Raw genomic sequence first — 26,092 nt, 5'->3', positions numbered from 1 at the left:
CATGGTTAACCGTTTACGCCAGTCGGATTCGGTTGGATAGACAGGAGGTAGCGGACTTGCTTCGTTCGAAATGGGGACTAGCGTCCATCATCATCGGTTATTCGGCAGGCTATATTTCGACTTTTTTCGTTCATGACGCGATCGCGCTTGTTTTTCCGATTCTGGGAACGATGCTCGCTTCGGTTATACGCAACGCCGAGCGCAAAGTGGCCCAGCTGGCCGCCGAGCGGGACGCGGCGAACGCGGCGGCTGCCGCAGCGGCCGCGGGAGGCAACGCGCAGCAGGCCCAGCGGATACCGCCGGCCGTTCAGCCGTTCGGAGGAGCCAGCCGTCCGGGAGGGCAGCCGCCGGCGAATCCGGCAGTTGCGGCGCCGCAGCAGGCCGCTCCGGAGCCAAGAGCTTCGGATCTCGGGCCGGAGTGGGATTCCATTATGGAATACATCGGCACGATCGAAGACATGGTGCTGCTCGAAGGGGAGAAGAACAATCTCGACAACGAGATCGTGCAGCGCACGCTGTCTCTTCTTGTCCGGTTGAACCGCATCATTCCGCAATTGGTCGCTTTCAACAACGGAGACATCAACCACAAAATCAAGCGGCTCGTGCTTAAGGACCTGAACGGGGCGATCACGCCTTTCCTGCATTTGAGCGGAGAAGCGAAGCGGCAGAACCGCCGGCTTCTGCTCAACAGCATTCGGGACATCGACAACCAGATTACGACCTATACAAGCTTCATCGAGCAGAAGGACCTTATGGAATTGAGAAACAAGGCCGAGCTCATTCATCAGCGCTACGGCGCAGGCAACTAATAGAGCGAGTTCAGAGAGTCCGGTTTTCAGCGGCTTTTGAACAACCTCAACATTCGATGGGAGGACTTATGCATGAGTACGCCAGCCATTCTGCTTAAAGATTCGGACGCCGTAAGGGTCCAGCAAGAAGCGCAAGCTACGATTCAACGCATCTCGTCGGCGGATGCCGCCCAGCTCGATTCCCTGATGGACGAAGTCGGCCGCATGGGCCAGAAGACGATGGAGAAAGCCGGCGCCAACCTGACTTTGCTGGAGCGCCCGCTCAACGATCTGCTCAGCGGCAAGCGCTCGGAGATCGCCGGCAACATTATGAAGCTTCGCAACGAGGTCGACGACCTGAACCGGGCGAAGGATCTGTCTATTTTCCAACGCATTCTTCGCAAAACGCCGATGAAAAACTACATCATGAAATACCAGTCGGTGCGGACGAATGTTCAAGCGATCATCTCGGCGCTGCGCAACGGCAAGGACACGCTGGAAGAGAACGTCGTGCACATGCGCAACCTGAAGCAGATGTGCATTCAGGAAATGTACAACGTTCAGCAGCGCATCGAGCTGGGCAACCAGCTGAAGACGCTGTTCGAGCAGGAACTGGCCAAGCCTGAGAACGAGAGCCGCAAGCCGCAGCTGGAGAAGGGTCTGCGCAAAGTCGTGACGCGCATCCAGGCGCTCACGGAGATGATCATGCTGTACCAGCAGGCGATCGCCGGCTCGGACATCATTAACGACAACAACGACAAGCTGATCGATTCCGTCGACGCTACGATCGACAAGACGCAGCACCTGATCACGGTGTCCGCGATGATCGCGACCGCGCTCGAGGATCAGATGAAGGTCATCGACGCCGTGAACGCAACGAACGACATGCTCGGCAAGCAATTCGCGGAGAACGCGCGCATGCTCAACGAGACGACGCAGAAGACGACGCAGGCGATGACGAAATCGGCGATGTCGATGGAGCAGATCAATCAGGCGATGAACGATCTTACCTCGGCGATCAACCGGTGCGAGGAATCCAACCGGACGATTATCGCTTCCGCTACGGAGCAGACGAGCCGTCTGCAGGAGATCAACAAGCAGATGGGGCAACGGCTCGGCTTGCAGCCGGGCGCCGCTTCTTCGCCGCAGGCGGCGATCCAGCAGCCTTCCGTGACAAGCTTACTCGATTAAGGCCAAGAAGAGGGACTGTCCCTAAGTCAGGCAACATGCATTATCGAGATAGAAAAGGGGTATATATCTCCTGGAGAGCGAAGCGCCTGCTTCATACGGTCATGAAATTACCCTGTCACGGGTTAATCGATTCCTAATTTCATGACCGTATCTGCAGCGTAAGGAGATATATACCCCGTTCTTATTTATCGATAATGTTTTTGTTGCGTTCTTACGACTTAGGGACAGTCCCCTTTTCTCCCATACAAAACCACGAAATTGAAATACTTATAAACGCAATCCGCGTCAGAGAAGCCGACTTCCCTCATCCAATCGATTTGCGTCGCCAACTCCGTCATCTTATCGAGTTTCGTTCGTTCATAGGCGGACGCGATTTCCTCTCGGGTCAGATCGCTGGCCTCGACTTTTTTCTTCCAATCGTTCTTGTACAGGGACTCAATAAACGGAGTATGGCCCAGAACCTGATCGGCATTGACGAATACGCCGTTGTTCTTCAAGTTCGAATAAGCGTTGCGGTACAGCGCCCGCTTGTTCGCATCCGTGAGATGGTGAATTGAAAGAGCCGAAACAATGATGTCGTACTTGCCCGGAACAACATAATTAGTATAATCGTCCAGCACATAGGTGACGTTGGCGACCCCCTCAAGCCGCGACTTCGCGATGTCCAACATTTTCTCCGAAATATCGATTAACGTGATGTTAGCCTGCGGATACTTCCGCAGCATGAGCGACGAGAACAATCCCGTGCCTGCGCCCAAGTCCAATATTTCCGGGCAATCGGAGCCGGCTTCCGCTACAGACACCGAAACCCCATAGAAATCGTCGAAGCAGGGGATAAGCTTTTTTCTTTGGCGATCGTATTCGCGCGAAACTTCATCGAATTTGCTGCTCACATCATTGCGATTTTCCACTTGTCCGCCTCCCGAGTATCCAAGCTTCCTTATAATATCGATCATAGTCAACATAAGCTTATTATTGAAATATATAAAAACTATTGAACACATAGGACATTCCTATGAACAGAGCGGCGATGAGGAGCAATAATTTCAGGCAGCGTTTTTGCTTGTCTGCCATCATATTCCTTCATTCCCCCGGATAGACTGGGAGTAACGATAACTTTCGACTCATGGACACTTGCGAAGGGGATGTGAGCGGCATGCTGATGAACGGGCTGATCGGACTGGTTATCGTGTTTCTGATCGTGGCGGCGAGCAGCGAGAAGACGGAAGCGATCGTCGAAATAATGGAGGACCAGCGGATTTAGACGGAATGCGCGAGCATGTCGAATATACAAGAAAGGCCGGCAAACCCTCTCTTGTCCGAGGAGGTTTGCCGGCCTTGCCGCATGCATGGACCGTTATTACTGGGCCGCCAAGAAAGCGTCGATCTGCGATTGCAGCTCTTGCTGAACCTTCTCGAGACCTGCGGCCTTCAGCTGCTTGTTGAGCTCCGCGAGACCGGCGTCGACGTCTTTGACGACCCCGTACTCCAGCGGAATGGCATAACGCAGCATGACGTTGCCGAGGTTGGAGATTTCCGTCTTCACCTTGCTGTTGTCGAAGACGAACGTTTCCAGCGGATAGTGGTACACTTGCTCTTCCCATTTCTTCACGAGGTCGGAGGCTTCCTGCGGGAAGTCTACGTTGTCGCGATTAAGCGGGGAGTTGAAGCTCCAGTTGGAGAAGCCGGTGTAGTTCGGATTTTTGTCGGTTGCGATATATTTGTCTTCGCCCGACTTCTCGTAGTGGACGCCTTCGATGCCATACATGATCAGATCGTGCAGTTCCTTGTCGTTCTGCATCAGATCGATGAACATCAGAGCGCGTTCCGGGTATTTGGACGTGGCATGGACGGACGTGCCGTTCTGCGTCGAGATCGCCACCGATTTGGCCTTGTCCGGGTTAATATCGGCCAGCGCCACCTCGTACGGCGAATTTTCCTGGCGCATGAGCGCCATCAGCGCCCCCAAGGTGCCGTTGTTATGCGTGATCGAAGCCGTTTTGCCTTGCTTGAAGTCTTGCTGGTGGTCGTTTTTGCTGTTCAAGGCGTTCTTGGACCAGCCGTTGTTGCTGGCGAGATCTTTGTAATAGTTGGCCAGATCTTTGAATTCCTGAGTTTCGAAGACGTTGAACACTTGTCCCTTCGGATCGCTAAGCTTAAACGCGAACGGCATGTCGAGATCGAACATGTTCCATTCGTTCTCCTGCTTCAGCAGCACGCGGTCGAGGTTGTGGTATTTCCAGTCGCCGGTTTCCGGAGTGAACGGGATAACGCCTTTCTCGTTCTGGGCAATCGTCTTCAAGTAATTCGCGTAAGCTTCCGGGCTGTCGATGGCCGGCAGATTGTATTTCTTGCGCAGGTCTTCACGGTACAGAATGAGCTTCTCGACGGATTCTCCGCGGTTCTGCGGCACCATGTACAGCTTGCCGTTCACCTTCGCTTGATCCCAGCTGACCTTCGGCATCGCTTCCCACGTCTTCGGCATGTACTTGGAGAGCATGTCTTCCGTCAACTCCAGGAAACCGCCCTTGAGCGCCTGGTCGTTGTAGCCGGCCCAGTTCGCCGAATAGATCAGGTCGAAGTTTTCGTTGGCCGCCAGCTTGAGCGGATATTTCTGCGCCCAATCCGACCAGTCGAGGAATTCGCCTTCGATCGTGGCGTTGATTTGTTCCTTGAGCTTTTTGTTGATTTCGCCGAATACGCTGTCATAATCGACCGGCTTCGGGCCGACGAAGATCATCTTCAGCTTCACTTCCTCAGAAGTGTCGATGCCGCCGCTTGCTCCCGTTTCTCCGGACGATTCCGCCGAATTGGAAGCCGGCGCCGAGCTCTCGGCGGCCGGGGTGCTGCTGCTATTGCTATTGCTGTTTTTGTTTCCGCCGCATGCGCCGAGAACGGTAGCGATCAATAGTATAACGGCGAGAAGCAGGAAGCTCTTTTTGGTTGCCATTCGAGATTTCCCCCTAAGGTTTATTGGGGCGTGTCTGAAAACCCGCTCAGGGGCATCTTTCACCGCCTTTTCGCCCCCTGCTGCGTCACTTTTGCTTGACGTACCCCCGGTACGCCTTCACAAAAGTTCCTTGCATGGAACGAAAATTCGGCAACATCTGCTGCCCTCGAAGTATTCAGACACGCCCTGGTGATAAACCGGGTTTCCCCGGACTCATCCTTTGACGGCGCCGATCGTCAGACCTTGCACGAAGTACCTCTGAACGAACGGATAGGCGAGCAGAATCGGACCGGTCGCGACGACCGTCATCGCCATTTTCAGACTTTCGGATGGAATCGTCGTCGTGACGACGGCTCCGGCGCTCATCATCGCTTTGCGCATGCCGTCCATGTTGCCGAGCATCTTGTACAGATAGTACTGCAGCGGCATCAGGTTTTCGTTCGAGACGAAGAGCAGGGCGTTGTACCAATCGTTCCAATAAGCCAAGGCGAGAAATAATCCGATGGTGGCGAGCGCCGGCTTGGACAGCGGGATAATGAGCCGAGCGTAGATGAGAAAATCTCCTGCGCCGTCGATTTTGGCCGACTCTACGATCGCTTCGGGAATGCTGCTCATGAACGACTTCATTACGATGATGTAGAACACGTTGAGCAGCATCGGGATGACGAGCGCAAGCGGCGTATCCTTCATATGCAAGTAGTTGACGATGAGCAGGTACCAAGGGACAAGCCCCCCGCTGAACAGCGTCGTGAAAAAGAAGAAGAAGGAGAAATGGTTGCGCCATTTGAAATCTTTCCTGGACAAGGCGTAAGCCGTCATCGAGGTCAGGAACAGGCCGAGCAAGGTGCCCGCCGCCGTTACGCCGATCGTCACGATGTACGCCTTGAGCATCTGCGTCGGATACTTGAACAGAATGCCGTACGCCTCCAGGGAGAAATCCACCGGAAGAAACGGATACCCTTTCACGATGATCGTGCTTTCTTCCGTCAAGGACGAAGAGACGACGAGCAGGAAGGGCAGGACGCACAGCAGCGCCAGCAGCGTCAGAGACACGTAACCGATGACGGAGAACAGCAGCCGGTCTTTCTGCAGTCGTCCCCGCGAATGCAGCGGGGCGCGCGGATTCAGCCTCTCAGTAGATGTTTGCATTGTCGTAACCCCCGATCAGAATAAGGCGCGGTCTTTGTCGTATTTGCGAACCGCGTAGTTGACCGACATGATGGTCGCGAAGCCGAGCACCGACTGGAATACGCCGGCAGCGGCGGACATGCCGATATCGTTCGACGTAATGAGCGAGCGGAACACGAACGTATCGATGACGTCGGTCGAAGAGAACAAAATTCCGTTGTTGCCGACCATGTTGTAGAACATGCCGAAGTCTCCGCGGAAAATGTTGCCGACGGCCAGCAGCACGAGAATGATCAGCGTCGGATACAGGTTGGGCAGCGTGATTTTCATAATGCGTTGGAAAATGTTCGCTCCGTCGATCTCCGCCGCCTCGTACATCTCCGTATCGATGCCCGCGATCGCGGCCAAGTACATGACCGTTCCGTATCCGAGCGTCTTCCAGGCGGAGACGGCCACGAGGATGAACGGCCAGTAGGAAGGCGTGTTGTAAATGTCGACCGGTTCAAGTCCCAGCCCCCGCAGCAGCGCGTTGACGGTGCCGATGTCGTAGTTGAGCAGATTGTAGGCGATCGCGCCGACGACGACCCAGGAGATGAAGTACGGCAGAAACAGGATCGATTGCGTCAGTTTGCGGAACCACTTGCCTCCGATCTCGAACAGCAGAATCGCGGCGAAAATTTGCAAAAAGTTGTTCACCGCTATGAAGGCGATATTGTACAGCGCCGTATTCCTCGTAACCGTCCAGGCATCCCCGGATTCGAAGAAGAAGCGAAAGTTGGCCAGTCCGTTCCAGGCGCTGCCGAAAATTCCGCCCGCGTAATCGTAATGCTTGAACGCGATAACGATGCCGGCCATCGGGACGTACGCGAACAACAGGAAGAACGCGACGGCCGGCGCCAGCATCAGCAGAATCGTTCGGTAGCGTTTCACGTCGTATAGAAATTTGTGTAGTCGCATGTGCTGCTCCCCTTTCCTCGCTTTTAATTATGCAAGCGCAGGTCGAAGAATTTAATCATGTGAAACAACGAAAACTAGTACGAAATCTACAATTCGGAATTTGGCATGGAGAGAGTTGGGACGCCCGGGTCTCGGAAGGGGGATTCACATCCGGATTTGCTTGTCTTACAATGAAGGCGTTGCAAACCGAGGGGAAGGTCGGAAAATATGGCGCTAACGGCTTCGAAGTCGGCACATGCGGAAGGGCGCATCAAGAGGTACATCCCCTTCACCTACAAAACGATGATTCCGTACTTGATTCTCGTTCTGCTGACGGACATCGTCATCGGCTCCATCTCGTATAGAATGCTGATCGATTCGCGAACCGAGATGGCCGAGACGAATCTCCGCACGGCGATGGAGCAAGCGCGCGAAAACATGGAATACCAGATGGACGAAATCCAGCGGATGTCCGACACGCTCTTCGGCAGCCTGCCGTTTCAACGCGCTCTGCAGACGAGAGGGGACCCGCTGAATATTTATTTGACGATGCTGGACGAGATCGTGCCGCAGATCCAATCTCCGCTCCAGCTGTACGGCAACGACATTCGTCTGATTCTGTACGTGACGAACGAAGAGCTGAATTACGTGCTGGGAGACGACCTGTCCGAGCCGATCGACGGAGACGACTATTACATTCTTCCTTTTGCCGAGATCGAGCGCACCGAATGGTTCAAGTCGTACCGGGGGACGGGCAGGGACAACGACTGGCTGCAGATCGATACGGACGCGCAGCTGGAGAACATCTCGCACATTCGCAAGCTGGTGTCCTACAGCGATTATTCGACGGTGATCGGGTACGTGCGCATCACCGCGAAGCTGCCCGACCTGCTGGGGAGCTTCGACGCGTTTCCGGTGGAAGAGGGGATCGCGCTCCGTCTGCGCGACATCTCCGCGGATTCGGTTCTGTTCGAGCGGGGAACGGCCGACCGGAGCGACGCGGGTTATTTGAGCTTGCGGGAGGAAATCCCGGAATCTTCCCTCGCCATCGAATCGTTCGTCCCGTCCTCTTACTTGACGAAGGACGCCAGTCGGCTCCGCAAGGCGATCGTCGCCGTCTGTCTGCTGAGCTTCGTCGTGATGACCGGCATCGGTCTTGTCGTCGCAAGGCTGTCCGGACGCAAGATGAGACGGATCGTCTCGCTCGTCCACTCCTTCGAGGAGGGCAACTTCCAGAAGCGGATTCGCTTCTCGGGCAACGACGAATTCGTGCGCATCGCCGATTCCTTCAACGTGATGGCCGGCAACATCCAGGAGCTGATCAACAGCGTGTACGTGGAAGGCATGCAGAAGAAACAGGCCGAGCTGGAGGCGCTGCAAGCCCAGATCAACCCGCATTTTCTGTTCAACACGCTGTCGACGATCAGCAGTCTGGCCAATCTCGGAGAGACGCGGAAGGCGACCGAGATGATCCAGCGGCTGTCCCGCTTCTACCGGTTGACGCTGAACAAAGGCCAGGTGTTCATCGCGCTGGAGAAGGAGCTGGAGCAGGTCCAAACCTATCTGGACATTCAGCGGGTCAAGTATGCCGATGCGTTCACTGTGCACGTGGACGTAGAGCCCGATATTTTGGACGTGCAGGTTATCAAGCTCATTTTTCAGCCGTTCGTCGAAAATATTTTCAAGCATGCCTGGTTCGGCGACGCGATTACGATCCGGATTACCGGGCATCGGGTCGGCGACCGGATCGAGCTGAAGGTGATCGACGACGGCGTCGGCATGCCGCCCGCCCAGGTGAAGACCATCATGCAAGGGGCCAGCCACGGGGGCGGCTACGGCGTGCGCAACGTGGACGAGCGAATTAAGCTGAGATACGGGAAGGAATACGGGGTGCGGATCGGCTCCGTGCGCGGCGGCGGAACGACGGTGCTGATCGCGCTCCCCGCGTCCGGAGAACCGGAATAGTTGCAAAAGTATGCAGGATCATTGTTTCGCGATATGTTCGCGAATGAAGTCGTCGGGTATGCTAATTTGGAGAGTCTATACCTTCTTGCGGAGGAGGAGGCTGGAGCAGCATGAGCATTCGCATCTTGCTGGTGGACGACGAAGCGGTCGATCTGGAATGGATGCGGCGCAGAGTCGCCGGCAGTCCGTTCGATCTGCAGATCGTCGGCGCGGTGAACACCGGGTTTATGGCTTTGAAAGTGTTGGAGCAGGAGCAGGCGGACCTTATTTTGTCGGACATCCGCATGCCGATCCTGTCGGGCATCGACTTCGCCCGCAGGGCCAAGAAGCTGCAGCCCAACGTGAAAATCGTCTTCATCAGCGGTCACGAGGATTTCGGCTACGCCAAAGGGGCGATCGAGATCGCCGCTTCGGGTTATCTATTGAAGCCGGTCGAAGACCGGGAGCTCTACGATCTGCTCGGCTCGCTGTGCGGCAAGATCGAACAGGAACGGGAGCAGAGCCGCTCCATGCTGCAGGCGCTCTCTCTCGTTAACGAGGAGCTGCTGCTGCGCTGGCTGAACGGAGCCGAAGGCGGCCCGCTCGTCCAGAGTCTGCTTGCGCCGCTCTGCGAGACGGGCGTATCCGTGGCGACGATCGAGATCGACGATCTTGAACTGAACCTGCGGGAGAAGCCCGAGGAAGAGAAGCGGGAGCGGGTCGGGCAGGTGGCGGAATGCCTTCGGCGATTCGCCTCCGACCATCAGGCCGGCATGCTGCTGCCGGACCATCACGGCCGGTTCGTGCTGCTGACGGCGGCTCCCGAGGATCTCGGCGACAGCTTGCTGGAAGAGCTGGTTCGGGAAGTGCGGGAGAAACTGCCGTTCACCGTGACGGTCGGGGCGGGCGCGTTCGCGCAGAGCGAGGACGAGCTGCTTGAGTCCTATCGTCAGGCGAAGGCGGCGCTCAGCGCGAAATGGCTGCTCGGCAAAAACCGCCTCATCCGCGGCGTATCGGAGACATCGGCGCGGGACAAGCACGAGGTGAGCTTCGGAGAGACGGTCGACCGGCTGCTCGAAGCCATCCTGCAATACGATCTCGTCGCCGTCGACGACGGCCTGCTCGAATTGTTCGACGATTCGGCTCCGACCGGGAAGAGCGAGGCGTACGATCTGATTGTGCGAATTACTTCGCGGCTTCATGCCGGCCTCGCCGCGATGAACGAGGATTTGTACGAGCTGCTGAAATGGGAGTCGCATCAGCCGGTGCGGCTGTTCCAATTCGAGACGATTCACGACATCCTGTCGTGGATTCGGCGGCGGCTGTTCGAATTGTCCGAGCTGCTCTACTCCAAGAAGCGGAAGCAGAAGCGCAAGCTGATCGAGGAGATTATGCGCTACATTGAGGAACGGCTCGATCAGAAAGTAACGCTGAAGGAGACGGCCGCTTATTTCGACTTTACGCCGAACTATCTCGGCCACTTGTTCCTCGAAGAGACCGGCGTTCATTTCAGCCAATACTTGAACGAGCGGAAGATGCGCCGGGTGTGCGAGCTTCTCTCCGATCCGACGCTTAAAATCTACGAGATCGCCGACCGCTCCGGCTATAAGAACATTCTTTATTTCAACCGGCAATTCAAGCAAGCGACCGGCATGACGCCGGGCGAGTACAGGAAGAAGCACAAAATCTAGCGTCTGCGCTTAAGGAGGGGGAATATGGGAGGCATATCGCGCATGCGAAAGCTGGCCGTCATTCTCGCTTCGGCGCTTCTGCTGAGCGCCTGCGGCGGCGGAAGCGGAGGTGGAGGCGGAGGCCAGACGGACGGGAGCGCGGACGGTCGGAACAGCGCCCAAGAATCCGGCGGGGCTGTAGCGGCTCCCGGATCGGAGCAGGCGGTTCGCGATCCGAACGCCGCCGGGGCCGGGGAAGTTCGATTGAAGATGCTGCTCATCGGCGGCAAGCCGGTGGACTACGAAGAAGTGTTCGGACGGCTGAATTCGCTGCTCAAGGATAAGATCAACGCGACGGTCGAGGTTGAATTTCTCGACTGGTCGGATTGGTCGCAGAAGTACCCGCTGAAATTCGCGGCGAAGGAAAACTTCGATATCGCGTATACCGCCAACTGGGCGTTCTACTACGATCAAGCGATCAAGGGAGGCTTCCTGGAGCTGAACGAAGAGCTGCTCTCCCGGTACGCCCCGAGGACATGGGAGCTAATGCCGGATATCGCCTGGGAGCAAGCGAAAGTGGACGGCAAGCTGTACATGATTCCGAACAATAATCAGGAAATCACCGACAAGGCGATCATTATCCGCGACGACTTGCGCAAGAAATACGGTCTCGACCCGGTGAAAGATCCGCAGACGTTCGCGGCTTACTTGAAGACGATCGGAACCGGGGAGCGGGGAATCGGCGCATTCGGGGCCAAGCCGGCAGACGGCTGGAAGTGGCACGAGCTGGATCAAATCCTGCTGGAGCAGCAAAACGAGTGGAACCTGGTCGACTACAGCATTCCGTTCGCTTATCGGCTGGACGACCCGGAGGGACGGGTGTTCAACGTCTACGAGACGCCGGAATTCCGCGAGCTGCTCTCGTACTACAAAGATTTGGCGGACCATAACGGCTGGTCGAAAAACATCATCACGAACAAGACCGACGTGTGGCAGGACATGCTGGCCGGCAAAACCGCATCGTACGCGCACAACTTGGGAACGATGGCGATCAATCTCGTCGAGATGCGCCGCGACAGGCCGGAGTTCGAAGGCGCGATCGTCGACTTGACCCCCGGCAAGATGAAGATCGGAGCCATCTCTACCCAGAACGGACTGGCGGTCCATGCCGTCTCGAAGCAAGTGGAGCGTTCCTTGATGCTGATCGATCTGCTGCAGAACGACAAGGAGATCCACGATCTTGCCATGTACGGCATCGCCGGCAAGCATTACGAGCCGGCAGGCGAAGACAAGATGCGGAGCGGTCCGAGCGCGGCCAATTACACCGGCTTCTCCAATTGGGGATGGAACTCGCCCCTGAACCGGACGGATGCCGCTTACCCGGAAGAAGCGGCCGCCGTTCACGACAGATGGCTGGACGAAATGGTTCATTTTCCGCTGGAGACGTTCGTGTTCAACGACGCCGCCGTGAAGACCGAGGTGGCCAATGTCGGCAACGTCATGCTTCGTTACGCCATTCCGCTGGAATACGGTCTGATCCAGGATCTGGACAAGGGTCAGGCGGAGCTGCTCAGCCAGCTTAAGACCGCGGGCATCGAGAAGATCGCTCGGGAATTGCAGGCGCAGATCGATGCGTTCCTAAGCCGGTCGAACGAATAAAGCATGCCGAGAAGCAGCTAAGCAATGGGCAACCTTTCGAGTTGACGGTTATATAGCACAATCAGGGAGATGAACGAAGATGGCTTTAGACAACGGTATCGGAAAAGGGAGCGGCGTCGCGGGGAAGCTTCCTCCGATTAGCGCGAAGTTGCCGGTCATGATGCACGGCGCGGATTACAATCCGGATCAATGGCTTCACGATCCGAAGGTGCTTGAGGAAGATATACGCCTGATGAAGCTCGCGGGCTGCAACGTCATGTCGGTCGGCATCTTCGCCTGGGCGGCGCTGGAGCCGGAGGAAGGCCGCTTCGAATTCGGCTGGCTCGACCAAGTGCTGGACACGTTCGCGGCCAACGGCATTTACGCCTGGCTGGCGACGCCGAGCGGCGCAAGGCCGACATGGATGTCGCAGAAATATCCGGAAGTGCTGCGCGTCGGCGCGAACCGCGTTCGGAACCTGCACGGCCTGCGGCACAATCATTGCTACTCTTCGCCGGTCTACCGGGAGAAGACGGCTCTGATGAACGCGAAGCTGGCCGAACGGTACGCGCATCATCCGGCCGTCGTGGGCTGGCACATCTCCAACGAATTCGGCGGCGAATGCCATTGCGACTACTGTCAGGAGGAGTTCCGCGAGTGGGTGAAAGCCAGGTACGGCACGCTTGAAGCGCTGAATCTGGCATGGTGGACCGCCTTCTGGAGCCACACGTATACGGACTGGTCGCAGGTGGAATCGCCGGCGCCGCACGGCGAGACGATGGTGCACGGCCACAATCTGGATTGGCGTCGCTTCGTAACCGATCGTACGCTCGATTTCTACAAGCATGAGGTCAAGCCGCTCAAGGCGGCCAATCCGGAGCTGCCCTGCACGACGAATATGATGGACTTATTTTACGATCTTGACTATCGCGCGTTCGCGGACGAGCTTGACGTCATCTCCTGGGACGCTTATCCGACCTGGCACGAGGCCGAGTCGGACGCGGGCGTCGCTTCGTGGTTTTCCTTCAACCACGACTTGTTCCGCTCATTGAAGAAGAAGCCGTTCATGCTGATGGAGAGCACGCCGAGCCTGACGAACTGGCAGCCGGTGAGCAAGCTGAAGCGGCCCGGCATGCACCGTCTGTCCTCTCTGCAGGCGGTGGCGCACGGAGCCGATACGGTGCAGTACTTCCAGTGGCGCAAGAGCCGCGGGTCCAGCGAGAAGTTTCACGGCGCCGTCGTCGACCATGTCGGGCACGAGAACACGCGCGTATTCGGGGATGTCGCCGAGCTGGGCCGTACTTTGGCCGGACTGACGGATCTCGTGGGCACGCCGGTGCCGGCCGAAGCGGCGATCCTGTTCGACTGGGACAACCGCTGGGCGGTTAACGACGCGCAGGGCCCGCGCAATTGCGGCATCCACTATGAGAAGACGGTGACGCAGCATTACCGTGCGCTCTGGGAGCTGGGCGTGCCGACCGATATCATCGGCTCCGGAGACGACCTGAGCGGATACAAGCTGCTGCTCGTTCCGATGGCTTATCTGCTGCGCGAGGAGACCGGACGGAAGATCGAGCGTTTCGTGCGGGACGGCGGCATCGCGGCGGTTACTTATTGGAGCGGCGTCGTGAACGAGAACGACCTGTGTCATCTCGGCGGATTTCCCGGACCGCTGCGGCAGACGGTCGGCATCTGGGCCGAGGAGATCGAGGGGCTGTACGACAACGACCGCAATTCGGCCGTGATGGCGGCCGCCAACGCGCTCGGCATCGAGGGGACGTTCGAGGTGCGCGAGCTGTGCGAGCTCATCCACGCCGAGACGGCGGAGGTGCTGGCCGTGTACGGAGGCGACTTCTACGCGGGACGTCCGGCGCTGACCGTGAATCGTCTCGGGGACGGCGCGGCGTATTATTTGGCGGCGAGAATCGCGGATGACGCCTTCTATCAGGCGTTCTACGGCAAGCTTGCGCAGCAGGCCGGCGTCCGCCGGGCCATCGACGGCGAGCTGCCGCCGGGAGTAACCGCCCAGCTGCGCAGCGACGGCGTCACCGACTACGTCTTCCTGCTGAACTTCTCGGGCGGCGAGGCGACGGTCGAGCTTGATAAAGCCGACTACGAGGACGCGGAGACGGGCGAACGCGCATCCGGCCGGATTGAGCTTCCGGCGAACGGCGCTCGCATCTTGAGGCGGCAGACGGCTAATTAGCGGACTATGGTAAACTAGCGAACAAGGGCACAACCCGCGGGCACGGAACGATTGGAGCCTGCGGGTTGTGCTTTTTATTATGCTCGCGGAGAGCGATGTGCTAAGAAACCTGCTAACTCCCCTCGAAAAGCCGCTATTTCGTCCGAGATGTTCTAAGAAACCTGCTAACTCCCCTCGAAAAGCCGCTATTTCGTCCGAGATGTTCTAAGAAACCTGCTAACTCCCCTCGAAAAGCCGCTATTTCGTCCGAGATGTTCTAAGAAACCTGCTAATTCCCCTCGAGAAGCCGCTGTTCCGCGCGAGATGTTCCAAGAAACCTGCTAATTCCCCACGTAAAACCGCCGCCGCGGATTTTGGAGCGGAGACGCCGACGGGAGAGGCTTCGCGAAGGGCTGAGGGGCTAGTATTGCCTAACTATTCCGTTTATTATTAATAAGAGAGAGGACGAACAGGAGAGAGGAGTCGCGGCTCTTGGATTTTACCTTTGAAGTTTTGGATTCCTCCACGATCAACATTCGGTTTAATTACGGAGGAGCCTGGTTCGAGTTTAACCTGTTCTACGAGCAGGAGCAGTGGATTCTGCATCCTTACGACGCCACGCTGCTGGGGAATCCGGAGATGTGCCGCCTCGTGGTCGCGGATTTGCTCGGGAACAAGTTTTTTCAGGTCATGCTGGCCAAACAACGCATTCTGCTCTCCCAGCTTCGCACTTCCGTCGACGTGTCGGGCGACCGCTACGAGCGCATCCCTTCGGAACGGGAACGATCCGGACGGGACCCGGCAACGGAGCTCGGAACGGGGGATGAGATCGACCGCTGGGTCGGGCAGCATACGCTCGAAGAAATCGTCGCACAAGAACGGGAGCGGCTCGAGGACCGCCTTCGACTCTATCAGACGGTGCTGGAGAAAATGTTCTATCAGAATCTGGGGCCGGGAGACGAAGAGTTCGACAAAGTGCAGGAGATTACGCGCATCTATAAAGACGCGATCGGCAGGATGAGCGGGTTGACGAATAAGAACAACGATAACGGCTTCGGGGACGATTTCTCGCGCGGACGCCGATTTTAATCTATAGGAGGAATTGTCGTGAAATACGAACTGTTGTACCAGGGCGCCTTCGCCATGCTGAAAGTTCAACTGCAGGCCGGAGAAAGTCTGAAAGCCGAGTCGGGAGCGATGGTGTCCATGTCTCCGAACGTCGACGTCAAGGGAACGGCGGACGGGGGCATTATGGCGGGACTCGGCCGGATGCTCAGCGGGGAGACGTTCTTCTTCCAGGAGCTGTCGGCGAACCGCGGCGGCGGAGAAGTGCTGCTCGCGCCGTCTTCCATCGGAGACATTCAGGCCGTCGAATTGGACGGGTCTTACCGGCTTCTCGTCCAGAAGGACGGATTCCTCGCCGGAACGAGCGGCATCCAGGTCAATACGAAAATGCAAAACCTGAGCCGCGGCCTGCTGTCGGGCGAAGGTTTCTTCATTATCGAGATCAGCGGAAAAGGCACGGTGTTCCTGGCTTCGTACGGTTCGATCCACGCGGTTAATCTCGCACCGGGAGAAGAGCGCATTATCGACAACGGTCATCTCGTGGCCTGGCCGGATTACGTTCACTATTCGATCGAGAAAGCGTCCAAAGGCTGGTTCTCCAGCATCACGAGCGGCGAAGGTCTCGTCTGCCGCTTCCGAGGCGAAGGGATCGTGCTCATTCAGACCCGCAATCCGTCGGGCTTCGGCAACTGGATCAAGAAGTTTCTTCCGGGCAGATAGGGCTGAAAAAGGTTTTGCGAATTTTCTGTGAATATCGAACAGGCAAGCTCTATGGTGTTATAATAGAGAATACTGAGATTTACGGGGAAGAGGTGCAAAGCCTATGGATATGCAGCCCGCAGTCGGCCGGGGATTGCCGGTCGTCTCTTACGAGCAATTATTCGAGCATTATAAAGATAAAATATTCAGCTTCGCATGGAAAATATTGCGGAGCAAGACGGATACCGAGGAAGCCGTGCAGGAGACGTTCCTTAAGCTCTACGTGAACTTCGAACGCCTCGATCCGGCGGGGTCGGTCTCCTCGCTTATTTTCACGACGACGAAAAACATCTGCATCGACATGCTGCGCAAAAGGAAGACGAAGCTCACCCTCAACCATCCGATGATGAACCACGAGGGATGGGAGAATCAGGTCGCCGAAGCGAGCCGGCCCGAGGATGCGCTTATTCTGAAGGAGACTTCGGAGCATCTGCTCGCCGCCATCGACAAGCTGCCGAAGGCTTATCGGCTTATGGTGTATCAGCGGTACGTGCTGGACATGTCGATGGAAGAGATCGTGGAGATGAATCAGGTGAAAATGAACACGGTCAAGTCGCGCCTTAAGCGGGGCAGAGATCTGCTTCGCAAGCATCTGGACAAGGGTTGAACAAGCAAGCCGAGAACTCCGGCAGTCGCCGGGCTTCTCGGCTGTTTTGCATTCCGGAGGTCCGCTACTTCAAGCGAACTCCCGTCTCGTATACGCCAAGCGTCGACACGGTTATGCCTTTATCCGTTCTGGTGACGGTCCAGTCCCAGCCGCTCTTGTAGCCGGACAGCAGCAGCTTGCCCGTCGCTTTGTCGTAGCTCCACGTGCCGGTCTTGGCTCCGTTCCAACTGTAGGAGAACGTGCCGTCGGCATGGATGGTCAGCGTGCCGCCGTCCGCTCCGTCTCTGCCGGCCGGAACCCACATGCTCCAGCTGCCGACGAAGTAGGAAGCACCCGTGTCGGATGGCTGCTTCTCGCCTCCGGATGCTCCCGAGGACGACGGAGATCCGCCGCCGGACGAGCCCGATGAAGACGAAGAACCGGCAGCGCTCTGGCCTTCTATCGTAATCTTTTTCGTGGCGTTGTCGAAGGTAATCTTCTGCTTCAACTGCTCGCTGACGAAGCGGATCGGCACCATTGTCACTTTGTTGTGAATGAAGGCGGGAACGTCCATCATGACGCGTTTGCCGTTCACCGTCGCCTGGGAGTCGTCGAGGACGAGCACGATCGTGTCCTTGTCGCTTTTCAGCGTGATGCTGCGGGTTTGGCCGTTCCATTTGACGTCGAGGCCAAGCGCTTCTCCGACGAAGCGGAGCGGGAGGACCGTTCGTCCGTTATAGTTGAACGGAGCGACTTCCAGCTTGTGCGCCTTGTCATTGACGTAAGCGGTCGTGTTGCCGAGCTGGAGCACGATTCGCTTGGAGGTTGGAGCCGGATGGCCGGCAGGCGGGTTGTTCCCGGACGAGCCGCCCTGACCGAGCGGGACAAGCGTGACCATGATCGGGTCCGATACGGCCAGCGGTTTGCCGCTGCGATCGTACGACACCAGTTTGTACAAGTACGTACGGCCAATGAATACGTAATGATCGGTGTATTCATGCTCCGTGATGACGAAGTCGGTCACTTTCGCATAGGGAGCGCCGTTGTCCGAACGGTAAATATCCCAGCTGTATTCCCCGGGGGACGGAGTCCAGGGAATCGTGATCGCTCCTTCTCCCTCGAACACATAGATTTCGGCCGGATCAAGCAGATCGAGCGTGGGCGAGCCGATGTCCAGGCCCGCCGAACCGCTGCCCAAGCCGCCGCCGGCCGCCGGAGGCTCCGGCGCTTCGAAGACGTAGGAGAACTTGAGCTTCGTAATCGAGAATCCGTTGTCCGGGAAAATCTGGTCGATGCGGATTTTCGCGTAGGACGTGTCGTGCAGAACGACCAGGTAGACGGCGCCTTGTTCCAGCCGAAGCGAATTGGAGAAGCCGCTCGTCGAACGCGGGGTCGGATCGCTCAGCGCTTCTCCGGACAGCTTGCGGATCGACAGCGCTCCGATGTCCCCGTATTGGTTGATGACGATGTCCGCGCTGGCGCTCTTGCTCTCGTATTTCATCGAGGCCAAGTTAAGCCCGCCCCGGTCCAGGACGTCGCCCGTCCAGTTCAAGGTGTAAGGATGAATTTGATCGTAGACCGCGCTTTGCTCTTCGCCCCAGTAGATCGTATCCCCGGCGCGCGCCGTGCCCGAGCCTAATCCGGGCAGCAGCGAGATAAGCAGTAACGACGCGATCAGCAGGGCCAATGTTTTTTTCACGTGCAGCTTCACTCCTTAAGTTTGATAGAGACGACTATACTAGGCCCCGATAACAGAAAGCTAACATGCCGCGTTTGTAAGAAAAGTGTTATTTCTTTGTAAGCGGGTTGAGGTAATGTGGGTACTGAACGGCAGATCGGAGGAGGCTGGAAGCGAATGAATCCCCGCATCGACGCCCTGCTGGACGGCGGGCTGCATATGGAAGCGTTCATTCGCCTGGAGCGCATGGCGATGGAAGGCGAGCGGACGGAAGAGGCATGGCTGCGCCGTCTGCCGGCAGAGATGCTGGCCGCGTCCCCGCTGCTGATGCGCGAGATGGGCGACAGCCGGCTTCGAGCGGGGGATCTGCGGGAAGCCAAGCTGTGGCTGACGCGGGCGATCGCGGAATTCGGGGCGACGGACGACCCCGACGGCCTGCTTGCCGTGCTGTGCTCGCTCGCCCCGGTATTGCTGCGGCTCGGAGAGGTCGAGGAAGCGTCGACTTTGTTCGAGTTTCTGGAAAAGGAGGCCGAAAGCTTGCCCGTCGATCGGATAGCCGGAGCGCTTCCGCTTGCGCTTGCCTTCGGCCACGCCTGGAAGGGCGAACCGGAACGGGCTCAAGCCCGATACGCAGAGGCCATCGATCTGTTCGAACGGAAGCAGATGTACGAAGAGGCGACAGCGGCGCTGGCGGAGCTGCTGCAGCAATGCGAGGGCCGGCTGTCGGAGCGGCAATGGGAGGAGCTGGCGTGGAGACTGCGGCACTGGGCGTCGCGGGCTCCGGGGGTCGCTCTGGCCGCGGAGTGGATTCCCGGACTGCGCCTGCTGCAAAGCGGACAATGGGAAGAAGCTTACGCCTGCTTGCGTCCGATGGCCGATGCGTCTTGGGAGCGGGAGCCTTACCGCCATCGCGTCTATGTCCATCTGGCGCTGTTTCGGGCGGCGCTTCGAATCGATCCTCTTCTGGCGGAGAGCTTGCTGCCCGTTCTTGCGGAGCTGAAGCAAGCTTACGACGCGGATCTGGAGATGCGGCGCGATATGCTGCTGACCGTATCCGAAGGCTGCAGCCTGCTCGGGCGAACGGAAGAAGCGCGGGATGCGCTGAAGGAAGCGGGATACATCGAGCGGTACCTTAAGCTGAAGCCTGACGGGAAGTCGGACGCGGCGATTCCGGCCGTTCCGACGGATCGTTCTCCGCAGCCGCGCGAGGACCAATACGATTACGAACGGAGAGGCTGGCGGATCGTATGCTTCGGAGGGCTGTCGTTCGAGCGCGGCGAGCACGAGGTGAGGCATATTCGCTGGAAGCGCAAGAAAGCCCAGGAGCTGTGCGTGTTCCTGCTGCTGCAGCCGAAATACGCCTATCCGAAGGAGCAACTGGTGGAACAACTGGAGCTGGGGGAGGACCGGGATAAAGCGAACAAGCTTCTCTACGTCGTCATTCACCAGCTCAAGCAGACGCTGCTTGAGGAATTGGCCGTGAGGGACGGGGCGGGCATTCGGGAAGGAATGGTCGCGCTCCGCGAGGACGCGTTCGATCACGTCGACGTCGAACGGTATTTGACGCTGATCCGGGTCGCGGATCAGCTGTGGCTGAAGGATCGGGCGCTGTCCTACGAGATGTATCAGGAAGCGTTCGGCCTGTACGACGACTTGCTCCCCGAGCTTCCCTACTTCTCGTGGCTGGAGCGGATGAGAGAATTCCTGCTGGATAAGCAGGCGGCAATCCTTCGCAAGCTTCGTCTGTTGGCCGAAGAGCAGGGAGACGGCGAGCTCGAAGAGACGTATTGCCGGGAATGGATCAGGCTGCAGCCGGAGCGGGAGGAAGCTTACGCGCATCTGATCCGCCTGCTGCTGGCGTTGAAGAGAAACGGCGAGATCTCCGCCTTGTACGACCGGCTGAGCCGGATGTGCCGGGAAGAGCTGGGGACGGAGCCGTCGGAGGAGCTTCGCGCTCTTGTGAGGGGGAACGGCATTGTTTCGTGACCGCAGACTTCGGCTGGTCGGAATTTACGCGCTGCTTGCGATAATAACGGCCGTCGGCATGCACTATTCCGGCAGATACGTGCATCGCACCCCGGAGCCCGAGCTCGCGATGGCGCTATGGGGGACGATCGTCGGGCTGTCGCTCGTTGTCCTGACGGTCAGCTTGTATACCTATTGCCGATTGCTCATACCGCGCAAAGCCGAGCATTCCGTTCGCGGGGACGAGCGGGATCGGCTTCTGTGGGAACGGTTCACCCGCTTTCCGATGGAGCTGTTTCTCGTCTATGTCGGCTGCGGCATGCTGCTGTCCCAGCTGTATCATTTCGTCGCGCTCGGACTTCCGCCTTGGCCGATGGAGACGGCGCTCGGATACGGACAAAGCTCCTTCTCGAATCTGACGACGTTTATCGCGCTCGGAGTGCTTCATTACGGGGCGGCGCGATGGATGCTGCGACCGTCCATTCTCGATTTGCGCATACACGCGCAGGAGGCGTCGAAGTTCAGAAGCGCGGGAACGAACGTGATCGCCATTTTCGTCTGCGGGCTGGTGTATATGCTCGTCAGAACCTTCTGGTACGTTCTGAACGGTCGCGAGGAAGACTGGCATCTTCGGGTAGAGGTGATGCTGGCCGTCGGAGCTGCGGTATTCGCGGTGACGTTGTTGGCCGCCGTCGCCATGGCCCGCTATTGGTTCCGGGATCTGGAGGGGATGGCCGAGCGGCTCAGAGATCTGGCCGGGATGACCAGAGGCAAGCTGCTGAGTCTCGTTCCGATCGCCTCTCCTTACGAATCCGGCGAGCTGGCGGCCGCGTTCAACGCATTGCAGCAACGGATAGGCCGACAGTACGCGCGCCTGGAGCGCGATCTTGATCTCGCCGGCCGGACGCAGCGTCAGCTGCTGTCCGGATATGAGCGGCAGTGGAGGGGATGGACGGTGCAGGGCTCCCGAGCCGAATCCGACGAAATCGCGGGCGGCTTCTACGACGCCGTCTCCGCGGGAGACGGACGCCTGGCGCTGATCGCGGGCTCCGTCGTCGGCGACGCGCTGCCGTCGGCGCTGGCGATGTCCGCGCTGCGCATGCTCGTGCGCGCCAACGTTCAGGCGGCGGAGTCGGCGGAACGGCTGCTGACGGAGCTGGCTCCGGCGCTGACCGACATTGCGGAAGAGCAGCTGCTCATTCATCTGGCGATCGCGTTCGTGGAGCCGGAGCTTGGCGCGGCGGAGTATGCGTCCGCAGGCGAAGCGGCCGTTCTCGTCGAACGGGAGGGCGCGGGCGAGAGCCGGGAATTCCGTTCGGAGCCGATCGGAGGAGGTAAGCGGTATCGCTTCGACGTCGCCCGGTTTTCGATCGGAGCGGGGCCATGCCGCATCGTGCTGTCCGCGCCGGAAGGGGCGGAAATCTCGGCCGGCCGGGAGAGGGGGGAGCAAGTCGGGTGAACGACGTTTCGGCACGATTTTGGCTGCGTTTGCTGCTGGTTTATTTTGCGGTGCTGTCGAGCGGGGCCGTATTCATTTTTACGAATAACAGGGTCATCTACGGGCAATCCTTCCGCAAGCTGCTGGAGTTCAACGTTCCGTTCGTCCTGCTCGGCTGCTTCCTGCTGGCGGCGTCCTTGACCGCCGCCGCGTTGTGGCGGATCGGACCGGCCCTGCGGAAAGCGAGCGTAACGGCCGATGCCGATAAAGCGGCGCGGTTCGAAAGATTGGCCCGCTTTCCCGTCGAGCTGTGCTCGGGCATGCTGCTCGGGTCCACGCTGCTGATCGCGGCCTATCATGCCGCGGAAGCGGGAAGGCGCGGGGCGGACGTCGACGCGTTAAACGTTCTGGTAGAGAACGCGATATGGGAGTTCGGGCTGGCCTCCATGCTGGCGGCGCTGCTGCTTGCCGTCACGCGCAAGCTGCTGCGGCCGTTCGCGGAAGCACTGGAGATCCGATCGCTCCGCGGCTTCCGCGGCAGACGCTCCGCCGTGCGGTTCATTGCGCTGGCGACGGCGGCATGCTTCGTGTTCTCGTTCGCGCCTCTGCTGAAGCTGGTCGGACGCTCCGAGCCCGGAGCGGTTCTGGCCGGGAAGCTGCTGCCGCTCGGACTGACGTACGCGTTGTTCGCGGCGGGCGTCTTCACCGTCTATATTCTCGGCATCCGCAAGGAGCTGAGGCTGCTTCTGGACCGTCTGCGGGCGCTGGCCGAAGGCGGTCCAGAAGGAGGGGCGGTAGAGAACAAGATCACCGCGCCGCTGCTGGCTCCGGACGAGATCGGACAGGTGACGGACGCGATGAATGCGCTGCAGCGCCGGATGGAAGCCGAGTACGCGGATGTTAATCGGCAGCTTCAGATGGCCTACAAGGTGCAGAACAGACTGCTGCCCAAGCAATTTCCGGCGATCGAGGGGATGGAGCTCGCCGTCTTCTGCCGGATGTGCCAGGAGGTAGGCGGAGATTTCTACGATCTTATCCCGCTTGGCGGGCGGCGATACTGCATCGCTATCGGAGACGTGTCGGGCAAGGGGCTTCCGGCCGCGCTGCTGATGACGGCGATGATGACGGGGCTGCGCGCCGAGGCGGCAAGAGGAGGCACGGCGGGCGACATGCTGTCCAGGCTGAACGCGCACGTCTATCGGATGACGCAGGGCAAGCAGTACGCCACGCTCGGAGTGGCGGTCGTCGATCTGGGCGGGGAGTCCGTCGAGCTGGAATACGCCAGCGCCGGACATCTCGATCCGTACTTGATTCGCCAGGGGCAGGCGATGGCCTGGCAGTTCTCCTCGTATCCGCTGGGAATGTCCCCCGAAGAGCGGTATGAGGTCGTGCGCCACCGGATAGACGACGGAGATATTTTCGTGCTGTATACCGACGGAATCATCGAACAGGGCGGCAGTTCGGGAGAAATGCTCGGATTCGACGGCTGGGAGAGACGGCTGCGGTCGATTCGTCCCGAGAGCAGGCTGGAAGAAGCGTTGGCGGAGCTCCGGGGGATGGAAGAGGCCGACGACGGGGAAAACGCGGAAGACGATCGGACGCTGCTGCTGATTCGCTGGGGAGACGCCGTTGCGGAATGCGGCGCGGAAGATGAGGGGAGGAAGCGGGATGAACGAAGGGCGGGTTGAGCTGGAGTGGCGCATTCCGAGCCGGATCGGCTGCGAGAAGAGGGTGATGCGCAAGGTCGCTGCGGCCGTCGCCGGCCACTGCCCGGGAGAAGAGAGGTCGGAAGAGATGGCGACGGCGGTCGCGGAAGCCTGTCTTAACGCGATCGAACACGGCAACCGGCTCGTCTCCCGTCTTCCGGTCACCGTTCGGCTGACGGTCGATTCCGAGAAATACCGGATTCGGGTGTTCGATCAGGGAAGCGCCGTGCCGGAGGTTCGTCCGGATTCGCTTACGCTTGCGGAGAGATGGCAGGCGGAACGTCCGAGAGGGTGGGGACTGCGCATTATCGACAGTTTGGCGGACCGCTTCGCGTTCGCGAGCGTCGACGGGGGCGTATGCCTGGAGATGATTTTTTTCAAACGGGGGGTAGAGCCATGAGTCGGTCCTTTCAAGCGAACATGAGGACGGAAGGAGAGGCGGTCATTTACGATCTGGAGGGCGATCTGTCCCATCAATCCGAGGATGCGCTGTACGGCTTGCGGGATTGGGAGAGGACGCCGGAATCCGGACGGAGGTTCGTCGTGTTTAATCTGACCCGGGTCTCCTATATTAACAGCATTGGCATCGCGGTGCTTATCCGCATCGTACGCGCTTTGCGGCAGGGCGGCTGCCAGGCGTTCGCTTACGGAGCGACGCCGCATTACCAGAAGCTGTTCCGCATCGTGGGACTGTCCGAGCATATGCCGATCTACCCGAGCGAGGCGTCGATCCTGCAGCGGCTGAAGCTGCTCGATTCCTGAGCCGGAGGCGGAACCGCAGTCAAATGTGGGGGACGACCAGCCCGCCGTAGACGAACGCGCACAAGATGACGAGAGCGGGATGGATCTTGCGCTTCTCCATCGCCCACAGCGCTATGGCTGCGATCGGAATCGCCTGCCACCAGCCCAAAGCTTCGATCGACGTCCTGCCCATCTGCCACGTCAGCAGGATCATCATGACGGCGATGACGGGCTGCACGAGCAGCGTCATGCCCTTGACGACGGAGGAGTGGCGATATTTCGCCATCAGCCGGAGCAGCACGATCAGCAGGACGGCGGAAGGGACGACGGTCGCGACCAGAGCGACAAGCGCTCCTCCGATTCCCGCGACGTCGAAGCCGACGAAGGCGGCGATCTTGGTGGCGATCGGACCCGGCAGCGTGTTGCCGAGCGCGAGCAGGTTGGAGAATTTGGTATCGTTCGTCCACCGGTAATGCGTCACGATCTCTTGGTACATCAGCGGAATCGAAGCCGGGCCGCCTCCGTAGCCGAGCAGGTTGGACAGGAAAAAGCCGGCGAACAGGTCGATCAAGTTTTGCAGGTTCATGAAGCTTCTCCTCCGGCCTTATTCTTGAGTTTGCCGAGCAGTCGGTAATGAACGGCTCCGTAGGCCAGAAACAGAACGATGACGATGGCGGGATGGATCGGCACGACTTGCAGCAGCAGGAACGAGATCGCGCAGAAGACGACGACCATCCATCTGCCGAGTCCCTGATAGGCTTTCTTGGCGAATTCGTAGGCCATGACGCCGAGCATGACCGCGATCACGGGCATGACCGCGGCGATCATGCCTTGAACGACGGGAGAGTGGCTCAGAAAATTCACGAAAGAAAGCAGGGCGATCATCGCGACGCAGGAAGGCAGAATGTGGGCGAGAATCGCGACGATGGCGCCGAGTACGCCCTTCTCGCGGTAGCCGAGATAAGCGGCCATCTTGGTGGCGATCGGTCCCGGCAGCGCGTTGGCGATCGCCAGCGTCTCCCCGAACTCGTCGTCGTCCATCCACCGGTAGGCGGAGACGGCCTCATGCCGGATAAGCGGAATAACGGACGGACCGCCCCCGTAGCCGAGAACACCCGTCTTGCTCATCGCCCATGCGAGCTGGACGTATTTTTTCGCGGAATGTCCCTCCATCGTCTACAACCTCATTCCCATGCGACTCTTGTACCGGGTAATCAACACCTGGCAATCGACGCTGACGACGCCAGGCAGCTTATACAGTTTCTCGTTCAGAAATTGTTCCATCTCCGTATTGTTCGTGAATAACGCGTGCATATGCAGCTTGCTCGGGCCGGTCATATGGTACAGGCTCGTGACGACGGGTTCTTCGGCCAAAGCGTCCGCCACGCCCTGCAAGCTCCGCGGCTCGACCTCCACGTTAAAGAAGGCCGATACGTGAATGCCGATCTTCTCGGGATTGATGACGGCCGTAAACCTCTCGATGACTCCCTCCTCCATCAGTGCGTTGACCCGGGCCTGAATCGCTACGCGGGACAGCCCGATTTCCTTGGCCAGCTCGGTGTAGGAGATTCGCCCGTTGGCGTTCAGCGCCTTGATGATCTGCCGGTCGATATCGTCTACTGGCATGTTGATGCACAACCTTTCCTGTCTATCCTCGAATGTTGTCTTTCGGATGCTAATTACCTTTCTAAATGTAATTGTATGATCGATTTTATTTTCGATAC

The 26,092-nt window shown here is 58.6% G+C and carries 22 protein-coding genes; 14 read left to right on the top strand and 8 right to left on the bottom strand.

The window, feature by feature from the left end; all coding sequences use genetic code 11:
• Positions 1-56: 56 nt before the first annotated feature.
• On the top strand, positions 57-809 hold the full coding sequence (locus B0G52_RS11060; RefSeq protein WP_094044141.1) for a hypothetical protein: 753 nt from the start codon (positions 57-59) through the stop codon (positions 807-809).
• A gap of 72 nt (positions 810-881) precedes the next feature.
• Positions 882-1,979 carry a toxic anion resistance protein gene (locus B0G52_RS11055; protein ID WP_094044139.1) on the top strand — a complete coding sequence of 366 codons (1,098 nt, stop codon included), beginning with the start codon at positions 882-884 and terminating at the stop codon, positions 1,977-1,979.
• 218 nt (positions 1,980-2,197) lie between these two features.
• Here B0G52_RS11055 and B0G52_RS11050 read toward each other — a convergent pair whose 3' ends face one another.
• The 4 genes from B0G52_RS11050 to B0G52_RS11035 form a co-directional block, all read right to left on the bottom strand.
• A complete protein-coding gene (locus B0G52_RS11050; protein WP_233162584.1) occupies positions 2,198-2,890 on the bottom strand; it encodes a class I SAM-dependent methyltransferase in 693 nt (230 codons plus the stop codon).
• Between the two features lie 449 nt (positions 2,891-3,339).
• Positions 3,340-4,929 (bottom strand): ABC transporter substrate-binding protein, encoded by a 1,590-nt coding sequence (locus B0G52_RS11045; RefSeq protein WP_094044135.1) that lies wholly within the window; start codon positions 4,927-4,929, stop codon positions 3,340-3,342.
• A gap of 213 nt (positions 4,930-5,142) precedes the next feature.
• The gene (locus tag B0G52_RS11040) at positions 5,143-6,078 is read right to left on the bottom strand and encodes a carbohydrate ABC transporter permease (RefSeq protein WP_094044133.1); all 936 of its coding nucleotides are present in this window, start codon (positions 6,076-6,078) and stop codon (positions 5,143-5,145) included.
• 15 nt (positions 6,079-6,093) lie between these two features.
• Positions 6,094-7,014: an ABC transporter permease gene (locus B0G52_RS11035; RefSeq protein WP_094044131.1), complete on the bottom strand. Its 921-nt coding sequence runs from the start codon at positions 7,012-7,014 to the stop codon at positions 6,094-6,096.
• 207 nt (positions 7,015-7,221) lie between these two features.
• On the opposite strand from B0G52_RS11035, the gene B0G52_RS11030 reads away from it, so the two are divergent.
• The 7 genes from B0G52_RS11030 (at position 7,222) to B0G52_RS11000 (ending at position 16,861) form a co-directional block, all read left to right on the top strand.
• Entirely contained in the window at positions 7,222-8,958 is a 1,737-nt protein-coding gene (locus B0G52_RS11030) for a sensor histidine kinase (RefSeq protein WP_094044129.1), read from the top strand.
• Positions 8,959-9,068: 110 nt separating this feature from the next.
• On the top strand, positions 9,069-10,628 hold the full coding sequence (locus B0G52_RS11025; protein WP_094044127.1) for a response regulator: 1,560 nt from the start codon (positions 9,069-9,071) through the stop codon (positions 10,626-10,628).
• A 42-nt stretch (positions 10,629-10,670) separates the two neighbouring features.
• On the top strand, positions 10,671-12,266 hold the full coding sequence (locus tag B0G52_RS11020; RefSeq protein WP_233162582.1) for an ABC transporter substrate-binding protein: 1,596 nt from the start codon (positions 10,671-10,673) through the stop codon (positions 12,264-12,266).
• 79 nt (positions 12,267-12,345) lie between these two features.
• The gene (locus tag B0G52_RS11015) at positions 12,346-14,451 is read left to right on the top strand and encodes a beta-galactosidase (RefSeq protein WP_094044123.1); all 2,106 of its coding nucleotides are present in this window, start codon (positions 12,346-12,348) and stop codon (positions 14,449-14,451) included.
• Positions 14,452-14,922: 471 nt separating this feature from the next.
• Positions 14,923-15,519, top strand: coding sequence for a hypothetical protein (locus B0G52_RS11010; RefSeq protein ID WP_094044121.1), 597 nt, complete (start codon positions 14,923-14,925; stop codon positions 15,517-15,519).
• An 18-nt stretch (positions 15,520-15,537) separates the two neighbouring features.
• On the top strand, positions 15,538-16,215 hold the full coding sequence (locus B0G52_RS11005) for a TIGR00266 family protein (protein WP_094044119.1): 678 nt from the start codon (positions 15,538-15,540) through the stop codon (positions 16,213-16,215).
• A gap of 103 nt (positions 16,216-16,318) precedes the next feature.
• A complete protein-coding gene (locus B0G52_RS11000) occupies positions 16,319-16,861 on the top strand; it encodes an RNA polymerase sigma factor (protein WP_094044117.1) in 543 nt (180 codons plus the stop codon).
• 64 nt (positions 16,862-16,925) lie between these two features.
• Here B0G52_RS11000 and B0G52_RS10995 read toward each other — a convergent pair whose 3' ends face one another.
• On the bottom strand, positions 16,926-18,539 hold the full coding sequence (locus B0G52_RS10995; RefSeq protein WP_094044115.1) for a copper amine oxidase N-terminal domain-containing protein: 1,614 nt from the start codon (positions 18,537-18,539) through the stop codon (positions 16,926-16,928).
• Positions 18,540-18,695: 156 nt separating this feature from the next.
• Between B0G52_RS10995 and B0G52_RS10990 the strand changes: the two genes are divergently transcribed.
• Genes B0G52_RS10990 through B0G52_RS10970 form a run of 5 tightly spaced genes read left to right on the top strand, consistent with a single transcriptional unit; the run spans position 18,696 to position 24,389 of the window.
• On the top strand, positions 18,696-20,504 hold the full coding sequence (locus B0G52_RS10990) for an ATP-binding protein (protein ID WP_094044113.1): 1,809 nt from the start codon (positions 18,696-18,698) through the stop codon (positions 20,502-20,504).
• Complete coding sequence (locus B0G52_RS10985) at positions 20,494-21,942, top strand: PP2C family protein-serine/threonine phosphatase (RefSeq protein WP_094044111.1); 1,449 nt, start codon at positions 20,494-20,496, stop codon at positions 21,940-21,942. The genes B0G52_RS10990 and B0G52_RS10985 overlap by 11 nt, the downstream gene beginning before the upstream one ends.
• Entirely contained in the window at positions 21,939-23,609 is a 1,671-nt protein-coding gene (locus B0G52_RS10980) for a PP2C family protein-serine/threonine phosphatase (RefSeq protein WP_158223662.1), read from the top strand. Before B0G52_RS10985 ends, B0G52_RS10980 begins: the two co-directional genes overlap by 4 nt.
• The gene (locus tag B0G52_RS10975; protein ID WP_158223661.1) at positions 23,590-24,027 is read left to right on the top strand and encodes an ATP-binding protein; all 438 of its coding nucleotides are present in this window, start codon (positions 23,590-23,592) and stop codon (positions 24,025-24,027) included. The genes B0G52_RS10980 and B0G52_RS10975 overlap by 20 nt, the downstream gene beginning before the upstream one ends.
• Complete coding sequence (locus B0G52_RS10970; protein ID WP_158223660.1) at positions 24,024-24,389, top strand: STAS domain-containing protein; 366 nt, start codon at positions 24,024-24,026, stop codon at positions 24,387-24,389. Before B0G52_RS10975 ends, B0G52_RS10970 begins: the two co-directional genes overlap by 4 nt.
• 19 nt (positions 24,390-24,408) lie before the next feature.
• Here B0G52_RS10970 and chrA read toward each other — a convergent pair whose 3' ends face one another.
• Genes chrA through chrS form a run of 3 tightly spaced genes read right to left on the bottom strand, consistent with a single transcriptional unit; the run spans position 24,409 to position 25,994 of the window.
• Positions 24,409-24,954, bottom strand: coding sequence for a chromate efflux transporter ChrA (gene chrA / locus B0G52_RS10965; RefSeq protein ID WP_094044104.1), 546 nt, complete (start codon positions 24,952-24,954; stop codon positions 24,409-24,411).
• Positions 24,951-25,541 (bottom strand): chromate efflux transporter ChrB, encoded by a 591-nt coding sequence (chrB, locus tag B0G52_RS10960; RefSeq protein ID WP_094044102.1) that lies wholly within the window; start codon positions 25,539-25,541, stop codon positions 24,951-24,953. Before chrB ends, chrA begins: the two co-directional genes overlap by 4 nt.
• Positions 25,542-25,544: 3 nt before the next feature.
• Positions 25,545-25,994 (bottom strand): chromate efflux transcriptional regulator ChrS, encoded by a 450-nt coding sequence (gene chrS, locus B0G52_RS10955; RefSeq protein ID WP_094044100.1) that lies wholly within the window; start codon positions 25,992-25,994, stop codon positions 25,545-25,547.
• Positions 25,995-26,092 lie beyond the last annotated feature (98 nt).

The sequence above is a fragment of the Cohnella sp. SGD-V74 genome (genome assembly GCF_003001675.1).
In the GTDB taxonomy this organism is placed as follows: Bacteria; Bacillota; Bacilli; order Paenibacillales; family Paenibacillaceae; genus Cohnella.
The sequence above is the reverse complement of the archived record's forward strand: the minus strand, read 5'-3'. Positions and strand labels throughout refer to the sequence as shown.